Origin of the sequence: Dactylosporangium salmoneum, assembly GCF_039532525.1 — a bacterium.
Classification (GTDB): domain Bacteria; phylum Actinomycetota; class Actinomycetes; order Mycobacteriales; family Micromonosporaceae; genus Dactylosporangium; species Dactylosporangium salmoneum.
Genome location: NZ_BAAARV010000004.1, coordinates 114265 through 132743, shown reverse-complemented (window position 1 = coordinate 132743; position 18479 = coordinate 114265). Strand labels below are relative to the sequence as shown.

Annotated in this window: 17 protein-coding genes; 5 read left to right on the top strand and 12 right to left on the bottom strand. The window is 71.4% G+C overall.

The window, feature by feature from the left end:
* Positions 1–9 precede the first annotated feature (9 nt).
* Positions 10–183: a hypothetical protein gene (locus tag ABD352_RS01460; protein WP_344610325.1), complete on the bottom strand. Its 174-nt coding sequence runs from the start codon at positions 181–183 to the stop codon at positions 10–12.
* A gap of 149 nt (positions 184–332) precedes the next feature.
* On the opposite strand from ABD352_RS01460, the gene ABD352_RS01455 reads away from it, so the two are divergent.
* A complete protein-coding gene (locus ABD352_RS01455; protein ID WP_344610324.1) occupies positions 333–959 on the top strand; it encodes a class I SAM-dependent methyltransferase in 627 nt (208 codons plus the stop codon).
* Positions 960–964: 5 nt separating this feature from the next.
* Here ABD352_RS01455 and ABD352_RS01450 read toward each other — a convergent pair whose 3' ends face one another.
* Positions 965–1417, bottom strand: a complete 453-nt coding sequence (locus tag ABD352_RS01450) for a hypothetical protein (RefSeq protein ID WP_344610323.1) — start codon at positions 1415–1417, stop codon at positions 965–967.
* Between the two features lie 43 nt (positions 1418–1460).
* Positions 1461–2813: a GH1 family beta-glucosidase gene (locus tag ABD352_RS01445; RefSeq protein WP_344610322.1), complete on the bottom strand. Its 1353-nt coding sequence runs from the start codon at positions 2811–2813 to the stop codon at positions 1461–1463.
* Positions 2814–2938: 125 nt separating this feature from the next.
* Here ABD352_RS01445 and ABD352_RS01440 point away from each other — a divergent pair, with 125 nt between their 5' ends.
* Complete coding sequence (locus ABD352_RS01440; protein WP_344610321.1) at positions 2939–3712, top strand: aldo/keto reductase; 774 nt, start codon at positions 2939–2941, stop codon at positions 3710–3712.
* Here ABD352_RS01440 and ABD352_RS01435 read toward each other — a convergent pair.
* The gene (locus ABD352_RS01435) at positions 3699–4163 is read right to left on the bottom strand and encodes a hypothetical protein (RefSeq protein WP_344610320.1); all 465 of its coding nucleotides are present in this window, start codon (positions 4161–4163) and stop codon (positions 3699–3701) included. The genes ABD352_RS01440 and ABD352_RS01435 overlap by 14 nt on opposite strands.
* Before the next feature lie 84 nt (positions 4164–4247).
* On the opposite strand from ABD352_RS01435, the gene ABD352_RS01430 reads away from it, so the two are divergent.
* Positions 4248–5816, top strand: coding sequence for a methyl-accepting chemotaxis protein (locus ABD352_RS01430; RefSeq protein ID WP_344610319.1), 1569 nt, complete (start codon positions 4248–4250; stop codon positions 5814–5816).
* A gap of 16 nt (positions 5817–5832) precedes the next feature.
* Here the strand turns inward: ABD352_RS01430 and ABD352_RS01425 are convergent, their stop codons facing one another.
* From ABD352_RS01425 to ABD352_RS01400, 6 genes are all read right to left on the bottom strand, one after another.
* On the bottom strand, positions 5833–7044 hold the full coding sequence (locus ABD352_RS01425) for a cellulose binding domain-containing protein (protein ID WP_344610318.1): 1212 nt from the start codon (positions 7042–7044) through the stop codon (positions 5833–5835).
* An 80-nt stretch (positions 7045–7124) separates the two neighbouring features.
* Positions 7125–7865, bottom strand: a complete 741-nt coding sequence (locus ABD352_RS01420) for an ABC transporter permease (RefSeq protein WP_344610317.1) — start codon at positions 7863–7865, stop codon at positions 7125–7127.
* Positions 7866–7869: 4 nt separating this feature from the next.
* The gene (locus tag ABD352_RS01415; protein WP_344610316.1) at positions 7870–8733 is read right to left on the bottom strand and encodes an ABC transporter ATP-binding protein; all 864 of its coding nucleotides are present in this window, start codon (positions 8731–8733) and stop codon (positions 7870–7872) included.
* Between the two features lies 1 nt (position 8734).
* Positions 8735–9037: a transcriptional regulator gene (locus tag ABD352_RS01410; protein ID WP_344610315.1), complete on the bottom strand. Its 303-nt coding sequence runs from the start codon at positions 9035–9037 to the stop codon at positions 8735–8737.
* The gene (locus tag ABD352_RS01405) at positions 9034–9669 is read right to left on the bottom strand and encodes a transporter (protein WP_344610314.1); all 636 of its coding nucleotides are present in this window, start codon (positions 9667–9669) and stop codon (positions 9034–9036) included. Before ABD352_RS01405 ends, ABD352_RS01410 begins: the two co-directional genes overlap by 4 nt.
* 477 nt (positions 9670–10146) lie before the next feature.
* Positions 10147–13320 carry an efflux RND transporter permease subunit gene (locus tag ABD352_RS01400; RefSeq protein ID WP_344610313.1) on the bottom strand — a complete coding sequence of 1058 codons (3174 nt, stop codon included), beginning with the start codon at positions 13318–13320 and terminating at the stop codon, positions 10147–10149.
* Between the two features lie 98 nt (positions 13321–13418).
* Here ABD352_RS01400 and ABD352_RS01395 point away from each other — a divergent pair, with 98 nt between their 5' ends.
* Both ABD352_RS01395 and ABD352_RS01390 read left to right on the top strand, forming a co-directional pair.
* Positions 13419–13910, top strand: coding sequence for a MarR family winged helix-turn-helix transcriptional regulator (locus tag ABD352_RS01395; protein ID WP_344610312.1), 492 nt, complete (start codon positions 13419–13421; stop codon positions 13908–13910).
* A 72-nt stretch (positions 13911–13982) separates the two neighbouring features.
* The gene (locus ABD352_RS01390; RefSeq protein ID WP_344610311.1) at positions 13983–15281 is read left to right on the top strand and encodes a cellulase family glycosylhydrolase; all 1299 of its coding nucleotides are present in this window, start codon (positions 13983–13985) and stop codon (positions 15279–15281) included.
* A 111-nt stretch (positions 15282–15392) separates the two neighbouring features.
* On the opposite strand, the gene ABD352_RS01385 is transcribed toward ABD352_RS01390, so the two are convergent.
* Complete coding sequence (locus ABD352_RS01385; protein ID WP_344610310.1) at positions 15393–16400, bottom strand: COG1470 family protein; 1008 nt, start codon at positions 16398–16400, stop codon at positions 15393–15395.
* Positions 16401–16479: 79 nt separating this feature from the next.
* Positions 16480–18435, bottom strand: a complete 1956-nt coding sequence (locus ABD352_RS01380) for a purple acid phosphatase family protein (protein WP_344610309.1) — start codon at positions 18433–18435, stop codon at positions 16480–16482.
* Between the last annotated feature and the right edge of the window lie 44 nt (positions 18436–18479).

Sequence of the window (18479 nt, the reverse complement as noted above, 5' to 3'; positions counted from 1 at the left end):
CGGCCCGGCTCAGAGCGCCGCGTTGAAGCGTGAGACGTGCTCGCCGTCGTCAATGCTCAGGTATTCGTGAACCCGCCGCAGCGATTCGGACAGCACGGACCGGTCGAGGGTGAGCAGGTCCTCGAGCGAGAGCTCGTGCAGCGCGGGAATGTTGGTGACGACGCTGGCTTCGCGGTCGGCCATGGTTGGGATCTCCGGAAGATGAAAACTGCGCGGCGGCGCACAGCCTACTAGCGACCCGGAGCCAACCGGGGGACGACGCCCACTCACACGTCCACAATGCACCGGCGGCGCGGTATGCGGGGGGTGATTGACGCGGATAGGGTCACGGCATGGATCGATGGGTGGCCTGGCACGAGGCGTATGACGTGGCGGGGTCGGCGCTCGGGCGGCGGCTCTCGCTGGTGGCCCGGCACATCCGGCAGGCCGTCGAGGCGCTGCCCCCGGGTGAGGTACGGCTGGTCAGCCTCTGCGCCGGGCAGGGGCACGACGTGGTCCGGGCGCTGGCGGGGCATCCGCGGCGGGGTGACGTACGAGGCGGGCTGGTGGAGCTCAACCCCACGAATGCCGGGATCGCCCGGGAGCGGATCGCGGGGGCCGGGCTCGACGGGCTGCGCGTGGTCGAGGCGGACGCCGGCGACACCGGCAACTATGCCGAGTTCGTGCCGGCCGACGTCGTGCTCGTCTGCGGGGTGTTCGGCAACATCGGCGAGGAGGACATCCGGCGCACCGTGCTGGCGCTGCCCGAGCTGGCGGCGCCGGGGGCGACCGTCGTCTGGACCCGGCATCGGCGCGAGCCCGACGTCACGGGGCGGATCCGCGAGTGGTTCGCCGAGGGCGGGTTCCGGGAGGTGGCCTTCGACGCTCCCCCGGAGCACGAGATCGGGGTGGGGGTGCACCAGCTGGTGGGGCCACCCCGGCCGCGCACCACCCAGCGGCTGTTCAGCTTCCCGGGTTGAACGCGTCAGGGCTTGTGCGGGCAGCGGTGGACGGGGCGGCGGGGGATCCGGGCGGGGCGGCGGATCGAAACCATGCGGGACGGGCGGACCACGGGCCGCTTGGCCGACGCCGGGGCCGTCGAGGCGCCCGTGGCGGCGGCCACCGCGGCGAAGTGTGACGACAGGGCGGCGTGCAGCAGGGTCGGCGACGGCGGCTGCGGCGCCGCCGTCGACGGGTTGGCCCGGCGGTTCAGTGGCTGGTAGGTGCGCTGCTGAGGGATGAACTTCGGGGCGGCGGGCAGCGCGCGGCGCTCTGGGAAGCCGGGCGGCGGGGTGGGGGCCGCCGCCTCCGGCTCCTGGTCCTTCTCGGGGCGGGTCACGATGAAGGCGACCAACGCGGCCACCACGACCGGGACCAGGTAGAGGAGGGCTCCCGCGTATTGCTCGGTCACGACGACGAACTCCCAACGGCTGCGCACGACTGACCAGCGCAACGCTACGGATTCCGCCGCACTCACCGTGTCATCCGGTTGGGTCGCCCTGCAAGTCCGGGCGGGGTGCAGCTGCGGTGCAAAGCTCCCGGTACCACTCGAAGGAGCGGCGCGGGGTGCGCTGCTGGGTGTCGAAGTCGACGTGGACGAGGCCGAAGCGCTGCTCGTAGCCCTCGGCCCACTCGAAGTTGTCGAGCAGGGACCAGGTGCAGTAGCCGTGGACCTCGACGCCGGCGTCCATGGCGGCGCGGATCGCGGCCAGGTCGCCGGCGATGTAGTCGATCCGGAACTGGTCGTCGAGGTCCGGGTAGGAGCAGCCGCTCTCGGTGATCCAGATCGGGGGGAGCCGGTCCGCGTACCGCTCCTTCAGCCCGACCAGCAGCTCGCGCAGGCCGTCGGGGACGACCGGCCAGTCGAAGGCGGTCTTGGGGTACCCCTCGATGTCCAGGCGGACGAAGGGCAGCGGGTCGCCCTCGGGCGCGGCCGCGATCAGGCTCGGGTTGTAGTAGTTCACGCCCAGCGCCTGGATCGGCTGGGAGATGACCTCCAGGTCGCCCTCCATGACGATCGAGTCGACGTCGGCGGTGGTGAGGAACTCGTAGCCGGGCGGGTACTGGCCCAGCAGGATCGGGTCGGTGAACAGGTGGTTCTGCACCAGGTCGTACATCGCGGCGGCCAGCTGGTCCTCGTCCGACTCCGACTTCGGCCACACCGGGGAGTAGTTGTTGGCCAGCGTCACCGGGGCGCCCGACGCGCGGCGCAGCGCCGAGACGCCGAGGCCATGCGCCAGGAGCAGATGGTGTACCACGGGCAGCTGGTCGCTCAGCATGGTCAGGCCGGGGGCGTGCACACCCTGGACGTGGCCCAGCGCGAAGTGGATGTACGGCTCGTTCAGGGTGATCCACATCTTGACCCGGTCGCCCAGGCGCTCGGCGACCAGCTCCGCGTATTCGCCGAAGCGCATCGCGGTGTCGCGGTTGGCCCAGCCGCCCTCGTCCTGCAGGGCCTGCGGCAGGTCCCAGTGGAAGAGGGTGACCAGCGGGTCGATGCCGCGGGCGGCCAGGCCGTCGACCAGGCGGTCGTAGAAGTCCAGGCCGGCCGGGTTGGCCGGGCCGCTGCCGGTGGGCTGGATGCGGGGCCAGGCGATGGAGAACCGGTAGGCGCCGGCGCCCAGCCGGGCCATCAGGTCCAGGTCGGACTCCCAGCGGTGGTAGTGGTCGCAGGCCACGTCGCCGGTGTCGCCACCCCGGGTGAGGCCCGGCGTGTGGGCGAAGGTGTCCCAGATGGACGGTCCGCGGCCGCCCTCGGCGACGGCACCCTCGATCTGATACGCGGCGGTGGACACGCCGAAGCGGAAGCCCGGCGGGAACTGGAGGTCCGGCATGAACGCACGCTACCGCCTCGGGGCAACGTTGGGCACCGCGAGGCGCGTAGGCTCATGACGTACAGGTGCCGGGCCTTGTTTTTCATCCACAGTGGACCGCGGGGACTTTCGGGCAGTATTGGGTCATGGCACCTGAGATCCCAGCCGTCGAGCTGGCGCCGGGCGTGAGCCTGCCGACCATCGGGTTCGGCACGTGGCAGATCACGGGGCGGTCGGCCTACGAGTCGACCCGGGCCGCGCTGGACGCCGGCTACCGGCACATCGACACGGCCACCATGTACGGCAACGAGGAGGAGATCGGCCGGGCGCTGCGCGACAGCGGGCTGGACCGCTCCGAGGTCTTCATCACCACCAAGCTGCCGCCGTCGCACGCGGGGCGGGAGCGGCAGACGCTCGAGGCCAGCCTGAAGGCGCTCGGCGTGGACTTCGTCGACCTGTGGCTCATCCACTGGCCGCCGGCCCGCGGCAAGTCGCTGCCGACCTGGATCGCCCTGCTCGAGCAGCGCGACGCCGGGCGGATCCGCACCGCCGGGGTGAGCAACTACGACACCGCGCTCGTCGACGAGCTGGTCCGCGAGACGGGCGAGACGCCGGTCGTCAACCAGGTCGCCTGGAGCCCGGCCGAGCACGACCCGAAGTTCCTGGCCGACATGCGGGACCGGCGGGTGGTCGTGGAGGGCTACAGCTCGCTGAAGAACACTCCCCTGGACGACCCGCGACTGGTCGCGATCGCCTCCTCGCACGGGGTGACGGTGCCCCAGGTCGTACTGCGGTGGCAGCTGCATCACGACATCGTCATCATCCCGAAGTCGACGCGCCCCGAACGGATGCGGGAGAACCTCTCCGTGCTCGGCTTCTCGCTGTCGGACGACGAGATCGAGACCGTCAACTCCGTCTGACCGACCGGTCGATCCGGGCCCGCCAGCCCCGCTCCCGGGGCTTGCGGCGCAGCCGGGCCAGGGCGGCCACCGCGCCGGCGGTGAGCTCCTCAAAGTCGAACTCCGTGCGGTGCGTGCCCTTCTGGATCACGAACGCGAGGCCGGCCGAGTTGCTCACCGCCCAGCCCTGGCGGGTGCCGACGCGGTGGGCGGCGTTGGCGCCGTACGCGGTGACGAGTTGGATGTCGAACGGGTACCGCACCTCGCCGCCCTCCCGGGTCACCACGATCCTGGCCTGGGCGAGCTTGTCGTCCCGGTTGAACAGCGCCTTCCACCACTTGGTCCGCGGCGCCTCGACGACCACCTCGACGCCGTGCCCGTGCTCGCCCGGATCGCGCGCCTCGGCCACCCGCCGGACCAGGTCGACGACCCGATCGGGCCTCGACCGGCGGAACGGCACCCACTTCTCCACGGCGCCATCTTTGCGCACCGTTTTCCTCATCCATGGCACCCATCGGCCGTTTGGATTGCCAGAAGCGTCCGAACGGAGCGATTCATGCGCCGCTGGCTGGGTTCCCGCCGCGTGTCCACCAAGATCCTGATCGTCGCCGCCGTCGCCATCGCCGGCACCGCCGCCACCGGCATCCTCGCGCTGGCCGCCATCTCCGACCTGCGCGGCACGCGCGACGACGAGGTGGGCAGGGCGGTGCCGTACATCTCGGCGCTGAACCGGGCGGCACTGGCCGCCAAGGCGGCGGCCAACGATGAACGCGGTTTTCTGCTCGGCGGGGACACGCAGTTCCGCGACGAGGCGCTGGGCCGCCAGGCGGCCGTGAACGCGGCGATGCAGGACGCGGCGAGGACCGCGAACGCGGCCGAAACGGCCACCCTCGCCAAGATCCAATCCGCGCTGGACGCCTGGTTCGACGCGCTCAGGACCGAGTTCGCGACGTACCCGGCCGACAAGGCCAAGGCCACCACCGACGCGTTCGGGGCCAACCGCGACCTGCGCAAGGTGTACGAGGGCCTGATCGACGACGAGAGCACCCGGGCCGGCAAGGCGCTGGTGGCCGGGCAGTCCTTCGACGACACGGTGCACTCGACGCGGCTGGCCGTGATCGTGCTGCTGGGCGTGGCGATGGTGCTGGCCGTGGCGCTGTCGCTGTACATCGGGCGGATGATCGTGCAGCCGCTCGGCCGGGTGTCCCGGGTCCTGCGGGCGGTGGCCGGCGGGGACCTCACCCAGGATGCCGGCGTGGACCAGGGCGACGAGGTCGGGCAGATGGCCGGTGCGCTGCGGCAGGCGACGTCGCAGCTGCGCGGTACCGTCGCCACGCTCGCCGAGCATGCGGTGATCCTCGCGGCCGCGTCGGACGAGCTGGCGGTGACCAGCACGCAGAGCGCGGCCGGAGCGGAGGCCGGCGCCCGCCAGGCCGGCGCGGTGGCCGGGCTGGCCGATCAGATGTCCACCACGATCGCCACGGTGGCGGCCGGGGCGACCGAGATGGGCGCCTCGATCCGGGAGATCTCGCAGAGCGCTTCCCAGGCCGTCACGGTCGCCGGCCGGGCGGTCGAGGTGGCCGGCCGCGGCGGCACGGTCATGGGCCAGCTCGGCGACTCCTCGGCCGAGATCGGCAACGTGATCAAGCTGATCACCTCGATCGCCGAGCAGACCAACCTCCTCGCGCTCAACGCCACCATCGAGGCGGCCCGGGCCGGGGACGCGGGCAAGGGCTTCGCCGTGGTGGCCAACGAGGTCAAGGAGCTCGCGCAGGAGACCGCGCGGGCCACCGACGACATCGGGCGGCGGGTCGCCGCCATCCAGTCCGACACCTCCGAGGCGGTCGCCGCGATCGAGGAGATCGGCGAGATCATCGAGCGGATCAACGAGTACCAGACGACGATCGCCTCGGCCGTCGAGGAACAGTCGGCGACGACCGAGGAGATGAGCCGCAGCGTCGAGGAGGTCTCGGCCACCGGGCGACAGGTGGCCGAGACCATCGGGTCGGTCGCCTCGTCGGTGCAGCTCACGACGGCGGGCATCGGGGAGGCGAACCGGGCGGCCGGCAGCCTGGCCGAGCTGTCCGGCTCGCTGCGGTCGATCGTGCAGACGTTCCGGTACTGACTACCCGGCTGCCGTGCTACTCGGCGACGGTTGCGCTGGCGAAGATCGACTTGTTGCCTACCGCGTCGTAGGCGCGCACCCGGATGCCGAAGGTGGTCTGGCCGGGCTGGCGCGGCTCGGTGTACGTGGTGCCCGTGACGTTGCCGGCCCAGTCGCTGCCGTGGAACACCTGGTACCCGGCGACGCCGACGTTGTCCGTCGCCGCGGTCCACGACCAGGTGACCTGGGTGGCGGTGAGGCTCACCCGCAGGTCGGCCGGGGGCGTGGGCGGGTGGGTGTCGGAGTTGGGCATCGGGTCGATGGCGAGCGACACGGCCAGCGGGGCGGAGCGGTTGCCGGCGCCGTCGAAGGCGACGATCGAGAAGGCGAACGCGCCGTACCCGAGCGGGGGGACGGTGAGCGAGGTATTGCTGGTCGCGCCGTAGTGGTCGCCGTTGACCGAGACGTCGTAGCCGGCGACGGCGACGTTGTCGGTGGCGGCCGTCCAGCCCAGGGTGAAGCCGGTCGCGGTGCCGGCGAACCGCAGGCCGGTCGGCGCGGTGGGCGGGGTGGTGTCGGCCGGGCCGCCCGGGGTGAGGACCGCGAACGGGGAGGCGTTGCCGGCCGCGTCCAGCGCGCGGACCCGGTAGGTGATGATCATCGGGGGCGGGGTCGGCATGACGTACTCGGTCCCGGTGACCGTGGCGGCCAGGTTCTGGCCCATGTAGACCTCGTACCCGGCGACGGCGGTGTCGTCGGCGGACGGGTCCCAGCGCAGGGTCAGGGTGTTGGTGCCGACGACCGCGCGCAGGTTGCCGGGGGTGGACGGCGGGCGGATGTCCGGGGCGGCCGGCCGGCCGTCACAGTCGGCGCCGTTGAGGCGGCAGCCGGTGGGGGCGGCGAGGCCCTGGGCGACCCAGCCGAACGTGGTGCCGGCACCGGCGGCCAGCGTGGCGTTCCATGACTCCCCCACGGCGGTGTAGTGGGTGCCGGTGTGGGTGATCTGGGCGCCCCACGAGGTGCCGATCGCGGTCGTGGCCGGCAGGTCGAACTCCACCCGCCAGGTGAGCGGCGCGGCGGTGGGGTTGGCGATCGTGTACGCACCGACGTAGCCGGTGCTCCACTCGCTCTGCTCGGCGAACGTGGCCGTCGGGACGGCGGCGGACTGGGCGGGGCTCGCCACGGCGCCGAGCCCGACCAGGGCGAGAACCCCAACCACGGCCGGGCGGAGCCATCGATAGTGATTCATGTCGATGTATAGTAGGAAGGTCGCGGCGCCGCGGTCAACGCATCGCGACCCCTACCCCGCAGCGTTCACGGTTTGCCCTGCTAGTGGAAGCGGGCGCCCTCGTCGCGGCGGAAGGCCCAGGCGGCGATCGCGGCCATGACCACGGTCCAGGCCACCAGGGAGACCATCGACGTCGCGGAGACGCGGAAGTCGCCGACCGCGGCCCAGATGAGCTCGACGGCGCCCCGGGTCGGCAGGTACGGGGCGATGGTCTCCACGAACGAGGGGGCCTGGTTCGGCGCCGACAGCAGGCCGCCGCCGAAGGCCAGCGGGAAGAAAATGATCTGGGCCACCGCCAGGGCCGCCTTCATTGGCAGGGCATAGCCGATGGCCAGGCCCATGAAGGTGAACGGCAGGGCGCCCAGGATCACGGCGCCGACCGCCACCAGCAGGCCCGTCCACGACGCGGTGGCCGCGGTGAAGAAAGCGCCGATCAGGACCACGGGCAGCAGGGACAGGGTCGTGAAGGTCAGGCCGGAGAGGATGCGGCCGGCGAAGGAGGCGCCGGGGCCGGCCGGGAGGGTGCGGGTGTACGGGTCCCAGGGCTGGGACCGGTCCTCGGACACGCCCACGCCGTAGGTGAACAGCGAGCTCGTCATCACCGCGAACATGACCATCGACGCGGTGGCGAAGGTGGCGGCGGTCGCGTCGTCGCCGGCGAAGGGGACCACGAAGAAGAGCATCGACGCGGCCGGGAAGAAGGCGCCGCCGACCACCGCGATGGGGATGCGGATGGTCTCCAGGATGCGGAAGCGGGCGTGGGTCAGGGCCAGGCTGGGCACGGGGTCACCTTCCGGTCAGGGTCAGGAAGGCCTCTTCCAGCGTGGTGGGCTGGACCTGAAGGCCGTGGAACGGTACGCCGGCGTTGACCAGGTCGCGCACGAGCTGGTCGGCGTCCGGGGTGAGCAGGGAGGTGCGGCCGTCGGCGCGCTCGACGCCGACCACGCCCGGCAGCTCGGGCAGATCCACCCCGTCGGCCAGGCTGACGCGGTGGATGCCGACCATGGCGCGGATCGCGTCGACGGTGTCGTCGGCGAGGACGCGGCCCTTGCCGATGACCACCACGCGGTCCGCGAGCGCCTCGATCTCCTCCAGGTAGTGGCTGGTGAGCACGACCGTGCCACCGTCGTCGGCGAAGGCGCGGATGGCGTCCCACAGGGCACGGCGGGCCTGGACGTCCAGCCCCGTCGTGGGCTCGTCCAGGAAGACCAGGCGCGGGCGGCCCACGAAGGCCAGCGCCACGGCGAGGCGGCGCTTCTGGCCGCCGGACAGGCCCCCGGTCTGCCGGCGAGCCACCTCCGTCAGGCCGAAGCGGGCGAGGGTCTCCTCGTGCGGTACCGCATCAGGAAAATGCCTGGCGACGAACTCCAGGCACTCGCGGACGCGCAGGGTGGACGGCAGGCCGGTCTCCTGCGGCGTGACGCCGATCTGGCGGCGGCTGGCCGGGTCGCGGGGGTCACCGCCGAAGAGCTCCACGGTGCCGGAGGTCGGCCGGCGCAGGCCCACGAGCAGGTTGAGCAGCGTCGACTTGCCGGCGCCGTTGGGACCCAGCAAGCCGACCACGCCACCTGCCGGGATGTCCAGCGAGACGCGGTCCAGGGCCACGGTGTCGCCGTAGCGGCGGGTCACGGCCACGGTGCGGGCGAGCATGTCACGACTCCTTCGGGGGGTCGAGCAGGGCACGGAGTTGGGCGGTGTAGTCGTCGAAGGCGACCCGGCCGCGGTTGGTGAGGCCGGCCGAGGTGGTCGGGGTGCGGCCGCGGAAAGACTTGACGACCTCGACGTAGCCGGCCTGCTCCAGCTTGGTGAGGTGGACCGACAGGTTGCCGGCGGTCATGTCGAGCAGCTGCTGCAGCTTGGGGAACGTCATGCGGTCGCCGGGTCCGAGGCTCGACAGGGCGGCCATGATGCGCAGGCGGGCCTGGGCGTGGATCACGGGATCGAGCTCGCTCATCGGCGGGCGCGGACCTGCAGGATCAGGCCGAGCAGGATCAGGCCGCCGCCACCGCCGAGCGAGATGAGCAGCGAGTGCCAGCCGGGCCCCGCGGCCACGCCGGCGATGTTGATGATGGTGAGCCACGCGCCGAAGATGAACATGTCGCGGGACATCCAGACGGCGGCGCCGGCCATGTACATGCTGGCGACGAGCCCCACGGAGACGCAGGCCCACAGCAGGCCGCGCTCATCCTCGGGCAGCAGCTTCGCGAAGTGGCTCGTCGTGGTGCCGACGCCGGCGAAGGCGAAGAACCAGGCGAACCCGTAGGCGCTGCCCTGCCACGAGGAGCGCCCGGCCAGGCCCCGGCCGCGCACGGCGGAGACGACCACGGTGGCCAACATGGCCAGGGCCATCAGGACGAACAGGCTCGCCAGCGGCAGCCAGTCGGGCAGGTCGACGAAGACCTTTCCATTCGGGCCGTACCGCAGGAACAGCAACCCGAAGCCGATGAGCCACGCCCCGCCCCACGGCACGTAGTAGAGCAGCGGGTTGAGCTGGAGGGTGCGGGCCGCCGCGGCGCGCTCTTTGCGGATGAGCTCGAGCGACTCGGCAGCCGAGGCCGGTGGGGCATCGTCATCGACGGGCGTCATGTAAACCACTTTACGCGGCAAACCTGTTTACGCAACCCCGCCGCGACGGGGCTCACAGGTGCGGAGGCGCAGCCACTCGAAGGCGAGCGCGGGCACGCAGGCGCAGGCGCAGGCGCGCAGGGTCGGACGCGAGCGCGGGCGTGCGGAGGCGCAGGCGCGGAGGCGCAGGCGCAGGCGCGGAGGCGCAGGCGCAGGCGCGGGTACGGGCACGGAGGCGCGGGCACGGACACGGAGGCGCGGGCGCGGACACGGGCACGGAGGCGCGGGCACGGGCACGGGCACGGGCACGGAGGCGCGGGCGCGGGCGCGGGCCTGAGCCCTGGCTCCGACCCGGACGAGGAGCCGGGCACACGGCGAGGCCAGGCGCGGCAGTAAGACCCAACAACGCGCCACGAAAAAGGGCCGGCCGCCCCAGGGCAGGGGCGGCCGGCCGTCAGTTGGTGCGGACCGGCCGTCAGTTGGTGCGGATAGGAGTGACTACGCGGTAGGCGCAGGCTCCAGCGGATCCACGCGGTGCCGCCCGTCCGACTCCACGCCCGGCACCTCGCGAGCCGTCACCAGCGAGGCGTGCTTGCCCTCGCGGCGCTGGCGGCGACGCTCCTTGGTCGACTCGACCATCGTGTAGAGGGTCGGGACGAGGACGAGCGTGAGCAGGGTCGAGGAGACCAGGCCGCCGATCACCACGATGGCAAGCGGCTGCGAGATGAAGCCGCCCTCGCCGGTCAGGCCGATCGCCATGGGCAGCAGGGCGCAGATCGTGGCCACCGCCGTCATGAGGATCGGGCGGAGGCGGCGCCGGCCGCCCTCGACCACGGCCTCGGCGACCGGCATGCCGGACTCGCGGTACTGGTTGATGAGGTCCATCAGCACGATCGCGTTGGTGACCACGATGCCGATGAGCATGAGCACGCCGATCATGGCGGGCAGGCCCAGCGGGGTGCCGCTGGCCAGCAGCAGGATGATCGCGCCGGTGGCCGCGAACGGGATCGAGACCAGCAGGATCAGCGGCTGGGCCACGCTCTTGAAGGTCGCCACCATGATGATGAAGACGATCGCGATGGCGGCCAGCATGGCCAGGCCGAGCTGGCCGAAGGTGTCCGACTGCTGCTGGCTGACGCCGCCCAGCTTGACCGACGCGGTCGACGGCAGCTGCAGCTTGTCGAGCGCCTTCTTCAGGTCGGTGGAGACCTTGCCCAGGTTGTCGCCGGTCGCGCGGCCGGTCACCGAGGCGCTGCGGTTGCCGTTGATGCGCGTGATGGCGACCGGGCCGGTGTCCTGCTTGACGTCGGCGATCTGGTCCAGGCGCACGAACGGCGGGGTGCCGGCCACCGGGATCTGCAGCGCCTTGAGCTGGTCCAGCGAGGCCGGGGCCGGGCCGGAGCGCAGCACCAGGTCGCGCTGGGAGCCGTCGATGGTGAGCTGGGTGAGGGTCTGGCCGCGGTAGGCCGTCGAGACGATCCCGCCGATCGCCGCGTCCGACAGGCCGTACTTCGCCGCCACGTCACGCTTGACGTGCACGTCGATGCGCGGGTTGCTGGACGCGAGGTTGCTCTCCACGTCGGCGATGCCGCCGAGGCCCTTCATGGCCTCCTCGACCTGGCCGGAGGCCTTGGCGAGGTCGTCGGGGTTGTTGGCCTTGACGATGACCTGGAGCTGGTCGGCGGAGCCGCCGCCCCCGCCGCCCGCGGTGACCTTGACCTTGCCGACGCTGTCGCCGGCCGCGGCGATCTGCGTGCGCAGCTCGTCGACGACCTTCTCGACGTCGGTGCCCTCCTTCGCGGTGACCGAGAAGTTGGCGGTGTTGCCCGACTGGGCGCCGGCGAAGCCGAAGCCGGCCGAGGCGCCGATGGTGGCCTGGTACGCCTCGATGTCGCCGCGCTTGCCGAGGATGTCCTCGATCTTCTTGGCGGCGGCGTCGGTGGTGGCCAGGCTGGAGCCGAGCGGCAGCTCCTGCGAGATGGAGAACTCGGTCTGGCCGGAGTTGTCGATGAAGTTGGTCTTGAGCAGGCTGCCCAGGCCCATGGTCACGAGGAAGACCAGGATGCTGACCGCGACCGTGGTCCAGCGGTGCCAGCGCTTGCCGGTCACCCAGCTCACGATCGGCACGTAGGCGCGCTGCAGCGGGCTGCGGCGCTCCTTCTCCAGGGCCTTGGCCTCGACCGCCTCGCGCTCCTCGGTGGACAGGGCCTTCGGGCGGCGCAGGAACCAGTAGGCCAGCACCGGCACCACGGTGAGCGAGACGAACAGCGAGGCGATCAGGGCGACCGCGATGGTGATCGCGAAGGGCCGGAAGAGCTCGCCGGCCAGGCCACCGACCAGGCCGATCGGCAGGAACACGGCGACCGTGGTCAGGGTCGAGGCGACGACCGCGCCGGTGACCTCCTTGACGCCGGTCAGGATGGCGTGGATCTTTTCTTCGCCGTACTCCAAATGCCGTTTGATGTTCTCCAGCACCACGATCGAGTCGTCCACGACTCGTCCGACGGCGATGGTGAGCGCGCCGAGCGTGAGCAGGTTCAGCGAGTAGTCGCCGACCCACAGCCCGATCAGCGCGACGACCACGGACAGCGGGATGGAGACCGCGGTGACCAGGGTCGAGCGCAGCGACACCAGGAAGACCAGGATCACGATCACGGCGAAGAGCAGGCCGAGCGCGCCCTCGGTGGAGAGGCTCTTGATGGACTTCTCGACGAACGGCGCCTGGTCGAAGACAGACGTGAGCTTGGTGTCGCCGCCGAGCTGCTTCTGCAGGTCGGCGAGCTTGTCGCGGACCGCGTGGCTGATCTTCACGGCGTTGCCGTCGGGCGACGCGGTGACCGAGATGCCGAGGCTGGGCTTGCCGTCGGTGCGGGTGATCGAGGTGGCCTCGACCGTCTTGAGCTCGACGGTGGCGACGTCGCCGAGCTTGGCCGTCGGGGTGACGTTGAGGGCCTTGAGCTCGTCGAGGGTGCCGAGGGTGCCACCGACCTGGACCGACAGCGACTTGTCGCCCTCCGTCAGGGTGCCGGCCGGGAAGGACACGCCGTTGGCCTTGAGCGCGGCGGTCAGCGACTGCGAGTTGACCCCGGCCGGGAAGGCCTTCTGCGGGTCGAGCGTGATGAGGATGTTCTGCTTCTCGGCGCCGGTCACCTCGACCTGGCGCACACCCTCGATGCCCTGCAGCGCCGGTACCACGATCTGGTTGAGCTGCTGGGCGAAGGCGATCTGGTCGCCGGACTTGGACGCGGCGAGCACCACGGCCGGCAGGTCGTCGGTGGAGCCGGCGATGACCTGCGGGTCGACGGTCGACGGCAGCTGCGACTTGATGCGCGCGATGGCCGTGTTCATCTTGTTGGTGATGTCGTCGATCGAGGAGCCGTACTCGAACGACACCTGCACCGTCGCCACGCCTTCGCGGCTGGTCGAGGTGATGTCCTTCAGCGCGGGCACGCCCTGCAGCGCGCCCTCGATCGGCTTGGTCACCTGCTCCTCGACGATGTCCGGCGACACGCCCGGGTAGGACGCGACCACGAAGGCGGCCGGAAAGTCGATCGAGGGGATGAGCTGTTGCTTCAGTGAAGGAATGGCAATGGCGCCGAAGCCCAGGACGACGATCGCGATAATCGCGACCAGCCCCCGGTTCGCCAAACTGAGCCGGGCGAGGAACGACATGTCTGGAGTCTTCTTCCGGTCGGCTAAGACAGACGTTAGTTCGTGTGATGCTAACCGTTCGCCTAGCGCGAAGTTTATCCAGGGGGTAAAACATTGCTGTGAAGACTCACAGGGAAGCGCTCCTGCACCGCGTCACCATGGCCGAGGAGCGGATGCGCGCCCTGCTCGCCTACGACCGAACCAATCCCCTGTTCTCAGTAAACCTCACGATGCAGCAGCTCAAGGTGCTATTACTGCTGTCCCGTCACGACGGGATCTCCTCCCAGGAGCTCACTCGGCACCTCGGCGTGAGCCTCGCCACGCTGTCCGGCATCGTCGACCGGTTGGTGGCGCAGGGTTACGTGACGCGCACGGAGGACGCGCACGACCGGCGCATCCGGCGCATCCACCTCTCCCCCACCGGCCGGGAGACGCTGGACCGCATCACCGACGGCGGCAACCGGACGTCCCGGCGCCTGCTCGGCCGCCTCGACGACGACACCCTCGACATGCTCGGCACTGTGCTGGAGCGCATCGCCGAGGCGGCCGCCGAAGAGGCCGCGGAGCAGGGCATACAGGTGCCACACGAGGCACCCGTGCCACTGCGGTAATCCGCCGGCGGGCGCCCAACTTCATCCGATACGCCGGATAAGCGGGCCCGGCCTCGGGTAGCCGCCACAGCCATGCGGAGCGTGCTGGTCCTTGCCATGGTCGCTGCGGCCCTCGTACTGCTGCCCGAACCCGCCCCCGCGGCGCCCCCGGTGTCGTCCACCGCCGGCGCGGACCACGCCATCCGGGTGCGCGACGGGCGGCTCGTCGAGGCCAACGGCAGCGACCTCGTGCTGCGCGGCGTCAACCACGACTTCATCTGGTACCCGGACAAGAACGGCTCGTTCGCCGCCATCAAGGCGGTCGGCGCCAACGCCGTGCGGGTGCCGCTGGGCATGGGCCACATGTACCGCAAGACGAAGCCGGAGGAGGTCAGCACGATCGTCGCGCTGTGCCGGCAGAACCGGCTGATCTGCATCCTCGACGCCCACGACACCACCGGCTGGGGCCAGGACAAGAAGGCCACCACGATCGCCGAGGCGGTGCGCTTCTGGATCGGGCTGAAGGCGCAGCTGGCCGGCCAGGAGGACCACATCATCATCAACGTCGCCAACGAGCCCTTCGGCGTCGGCGGTGACTGGCCGTGGGTGCAGCAGTCCAGCGACGCGGTGCGGGCCCTGCGCGCGGCCGGCTTCAAGCACACGCTCATGGTCGACGCCCCCGGGTGGGGCCAGGACGAGGCGTTCCTCATGCGCGACAACGCGGCGAAGGTCAAGGCGGCCGACCCGACCGGCAACACCGTCTTCGACGTCCACATGTACGGCGAGTTCAACAGCCCCGGGAAGGTCAACTCGTACCTGACCGCGTTCGACCGCAACCGGCTGCCGATCGTCATCGGCGAGTTCTCCGGCGAGCACGAGTGGGGCGACCCCGACGAGGACGCCATCATGGCGTACGCCGAGGCGCACGACGTCGGCTACCTCGGCTGGTCGTGGAGCGGCAACGAGAAGCAGTTCAGCTACCTCGACCTGGTCAACGACTTCGACCCGGCCAGCCGCACGGCCTGGGGCCGCCGCTTCCTCTCCGGGCCCAACGGCATCTCCACGGACACCCGGGAAGCCACGATCTATCGCAACGGTACGGCGGCCGCCCCCACCGCACCGCGCCACGCCCCGGCCCGGCTCGAGGTCGCCGACGTGACCTCGCACAGCGTCCGGCTGACCTGGAAGCGGGGCGGTAGCGGTACGACATATCAGGTCGTGGCGGTGAACGGAGCGTCGGAGACCCGGGTCCTGACGACCAGCCGGGCCGACGTGACCCTCACCGGGCTGCGCGGCGCGAAGGAGTACACCTTCGCGGTCTATGCCCGCGGCTTGCTGGGCACCCGCTCGGCCCGCTCGGCCCCCGTCTACGCGGTCACGCCGCCTGGCTGACGCCGCCGCTTGCCGGCCACGACCACGGCCAGGAGGGCGGCCCCGGCCAGCCAGAGCACGGCCGGCACAGGGCCGCGGCGCCGATCCAGGCGGCGGCCTTGCGCGACGTGCTCACGCCTTCTCGGCGAGCGCCTTCTCGACCGCGGCGGCCACGCGGGCGTCCTCTCGGGCCCTCCCGCGCGTGCGGAGCCGGCGCAGGGCGACCACCCCGCCGGCGATGAGTCCGGCCATCACAACGGCGAGGATAAGTACCGTCCACGGCACGGTCCAGCCCGAGGACTCGGCGGTGACCGGCTTCAGGGAGGTCGTCGAGCCGGAGGCATCGGTCAGGCGCGGGGTGACGGTGGCGGTCGCGGTCAGGCGGAACGCGCGGGTCACGCCGTGCGCGGTCGCCGACACCTTCCAGGACTCGCCGGGCAGCAGCTCCGGCGGGGCGGCGACCTTGTCCGCGTCGCGGCGCCACCAGCCGAAGGGGCCGGCGACCGAGACGGCCTGGTCGGCCGAGACGATGGCGTTGCCGGTGTTGTGCAGGGTGTAGCTGACGTGTGCGTCGCCGCCGTCGAAGGTGACCTGCAGGCCCTCGATCGCGAGGGCGGGCTTCAGGTCGCCGCCGACGCGGAGCTTGATCTTGATGCCGAGGCGGCGCTCCACGTTGATGCTCTGCGCGGCGTCGGGCTGGGTCAGCGAGGTGACGATGCCGCCGGCGTAGTCGCCGGGCGTGGCGTTGGCCGGGACGCTCAGCGTGAAGGGCACCTCGGCGGTCTGGCCGGGCTGGATCGCGACGGTGGCGGGGTCGGCGCGCAGCCAGGCGCCGATGCCGACGGACGGCCTGTCCTTGGTCAGCAGGTCGAGCTGGCCGGCGCCGGTGGTGTAGCCGTCGCCGGCGTAGACGGCCAGGCTGAGCGGGGCCTTGCCGTGGTTGGCCACCACCATGGCGTCCTTGACCTGACCGCCGGGGTTGACCGCGTAGCTGAAGCTCGAGCGGTCGGCGCCGTAGCTGTTCGAGGCCGTGCGGACGGTCCAGGCCACGTCGCCGTCCTCGGCGAGCGCGGGCCCGGCCGGGCCGACGATCGCCAGGGCGGCCAGCAGCGCCACGGCGGCGGATTTCCAGAGCTTCATGAAGGGGTCCTTCCGCGGGAGATGGAACACCGGCGGGGCGGGCCTCGCGGCGCCGCCCCGCCGGCTTCTAGCTACGCGCTCAGCCGCTCAGCGCGGTGATCGTGAGCGTCGCCCGGTAGTCGCCCTTCTCGGCGGTACCCGGGATCTTCAGGTCCAGGTCGGCCCCGAGCTGGGCGGTGCCCTTCGGGTGACCCTGGTCGGCCCAGCCGAGGCCGCGGGAGACGGACAGGCCGCCGCCCTGGTCGTCCCAGGCCGAAGCCACCACGCCGCTGACCTGCGCGCCCGCGCCCGGGGCGAGGATCTTCGGGGTCCAGCCGAGGTAGGCACCCGAGAACGCCTTGCCGCCGTCGCGGAAGTCGCTCACGCTGGCCGAGATCGACCACGGGGCCAGCGAGCGCCGGCTGTCGCTGACGACGATCGGGTTGATGTGCCCCGACGCCTGGAAGTAGTCGCCGTTGTGGTCCTGCGCGGTGCCCAGGTCCACCAGGCCGTTGTAGCCGTCGATGGTCCAGCCGAACTCGCCGGGCGCGCCGGTGGGGACGTTGACCTGGACCTGCTGGCCGTCGCCGTGGTACGGGTGCACCGTCACCTTGTCGACGACCGAGCCGACCGGCTGGTTGGCGGTGGTGTTGTTGCACCACGCGACCTTGCCGAGCTCGACGGCCGCGTTCGGGGCGGCGCAGGTGCCGCTGCGGAGGTTCTGCACGACCAGGCGGTCGCCCCGGACCTCGACCTTGACGTAGGAGCGCACGTGCTCCTGGTTCTGGACCGAGTTGTACCAGTAGTTGCTCGGGTTCAGCGGGTCCGCCCCGTTGCCGGCGCCGCTGGTGCCGCTGTTGTCGGGCGTGGTGATGTCGTAGTACTTCGAGCCCGAGGCCGAGTTGCCGGTCACGTAGAGCACGCCGCCCGGGCCCGGGTACACGTCGGCCGCGCCCGGCTGCTCGTCCGCGTCGGCCTTCTGGCCGTTCTTGATGAGGTAGCTGCGGGAGTAGCTGTGGTCGTGGCCCTGCAGCACCAGGTCGACGCCGAGGTTGGAGAACGCCGTCGGGAAGTCGACCCGGCGGGCCTTGTTGTCGCCGTCCTTGGCGTGGTCGGCGGGCGAGTAGATGGCGTGGTGGTACACCAGCACCTTCCACTTCGCCTCGGCACCGTGCTGGTTGATGACGTCGGTGACGTAGGCAAGGTGCGCCGCGTCGCCGCCGCCGCCCTGGCTGGTGGCGTAGCTGTTGCTGTTCAGGTCGATGAACAGGACATCCTTGTAGATGTACCAGTAGTCACCGCCCGAGGTGTTCGACGCCGGCTGCCCGTTGGCGTAGTAGCCGGCCGAGCGGTCCGTGTTCGGGGTGAACAGGTGCTGCTCGTAGGCCTTGCCGCCGACGTCGTGGTTGCCGATGGTGGCCGCCCACGGGTACTGCCGCAGCTTGTCCGACGCCAGGAAGGCGTTCCACTGCGACTCCGTGTTGGCCGTCTCGACCTGGTCGCCGCCGGACACCAGCAGCTCGGCGTTGGGGTTGGCCGCGAGCGAGACGTCGAGGGTGTCGACCCAGCCCGCCTGGTCCCTGGCGAGGTCGCCCGACGAGCCGATCTGCGGGTCGCCGTAGAACAGGAAGTCGTAGTCGTCCTCGAAGTCCTGCGTCTTGAAGGCGTAGGTCGAGGACCAGTTGCCGTCGGTGCCGACCCGGTAGGAGTACGCGGTGTGCTCCTGCAGGCCGGTGATGGTCGCGTGGCGGTTGAAGCCGCCACTGGTGGCGATGTTGGCGCCGCCGATGGCCGCGAAGGTCGCCGCCGAGGCCGGGAAGTCGCCGGCGACCAGTGACGCGGTCGGGGCGAGCTGGACCTTCTGCGCCGTGTCCGCCGACGAGTACCAGGTCACGATCCGCTGGGACTCGTTGGCGCCGACGCCGAGGATGACGCCCGTGAGCGCGGCCGGGTCGGCGGCGGCGGCCGGGGACCCCAGGCCGGTGCCGAGGGCCACGGCCAGCCCCACGAGCGCCGCGGTGGCCGCTGCGGCCACGCGGGAAGTTCGATGCTGCATGCGGTTACCTTCTTCTCCGATGGGAGTACGCGTGATCACGCTGT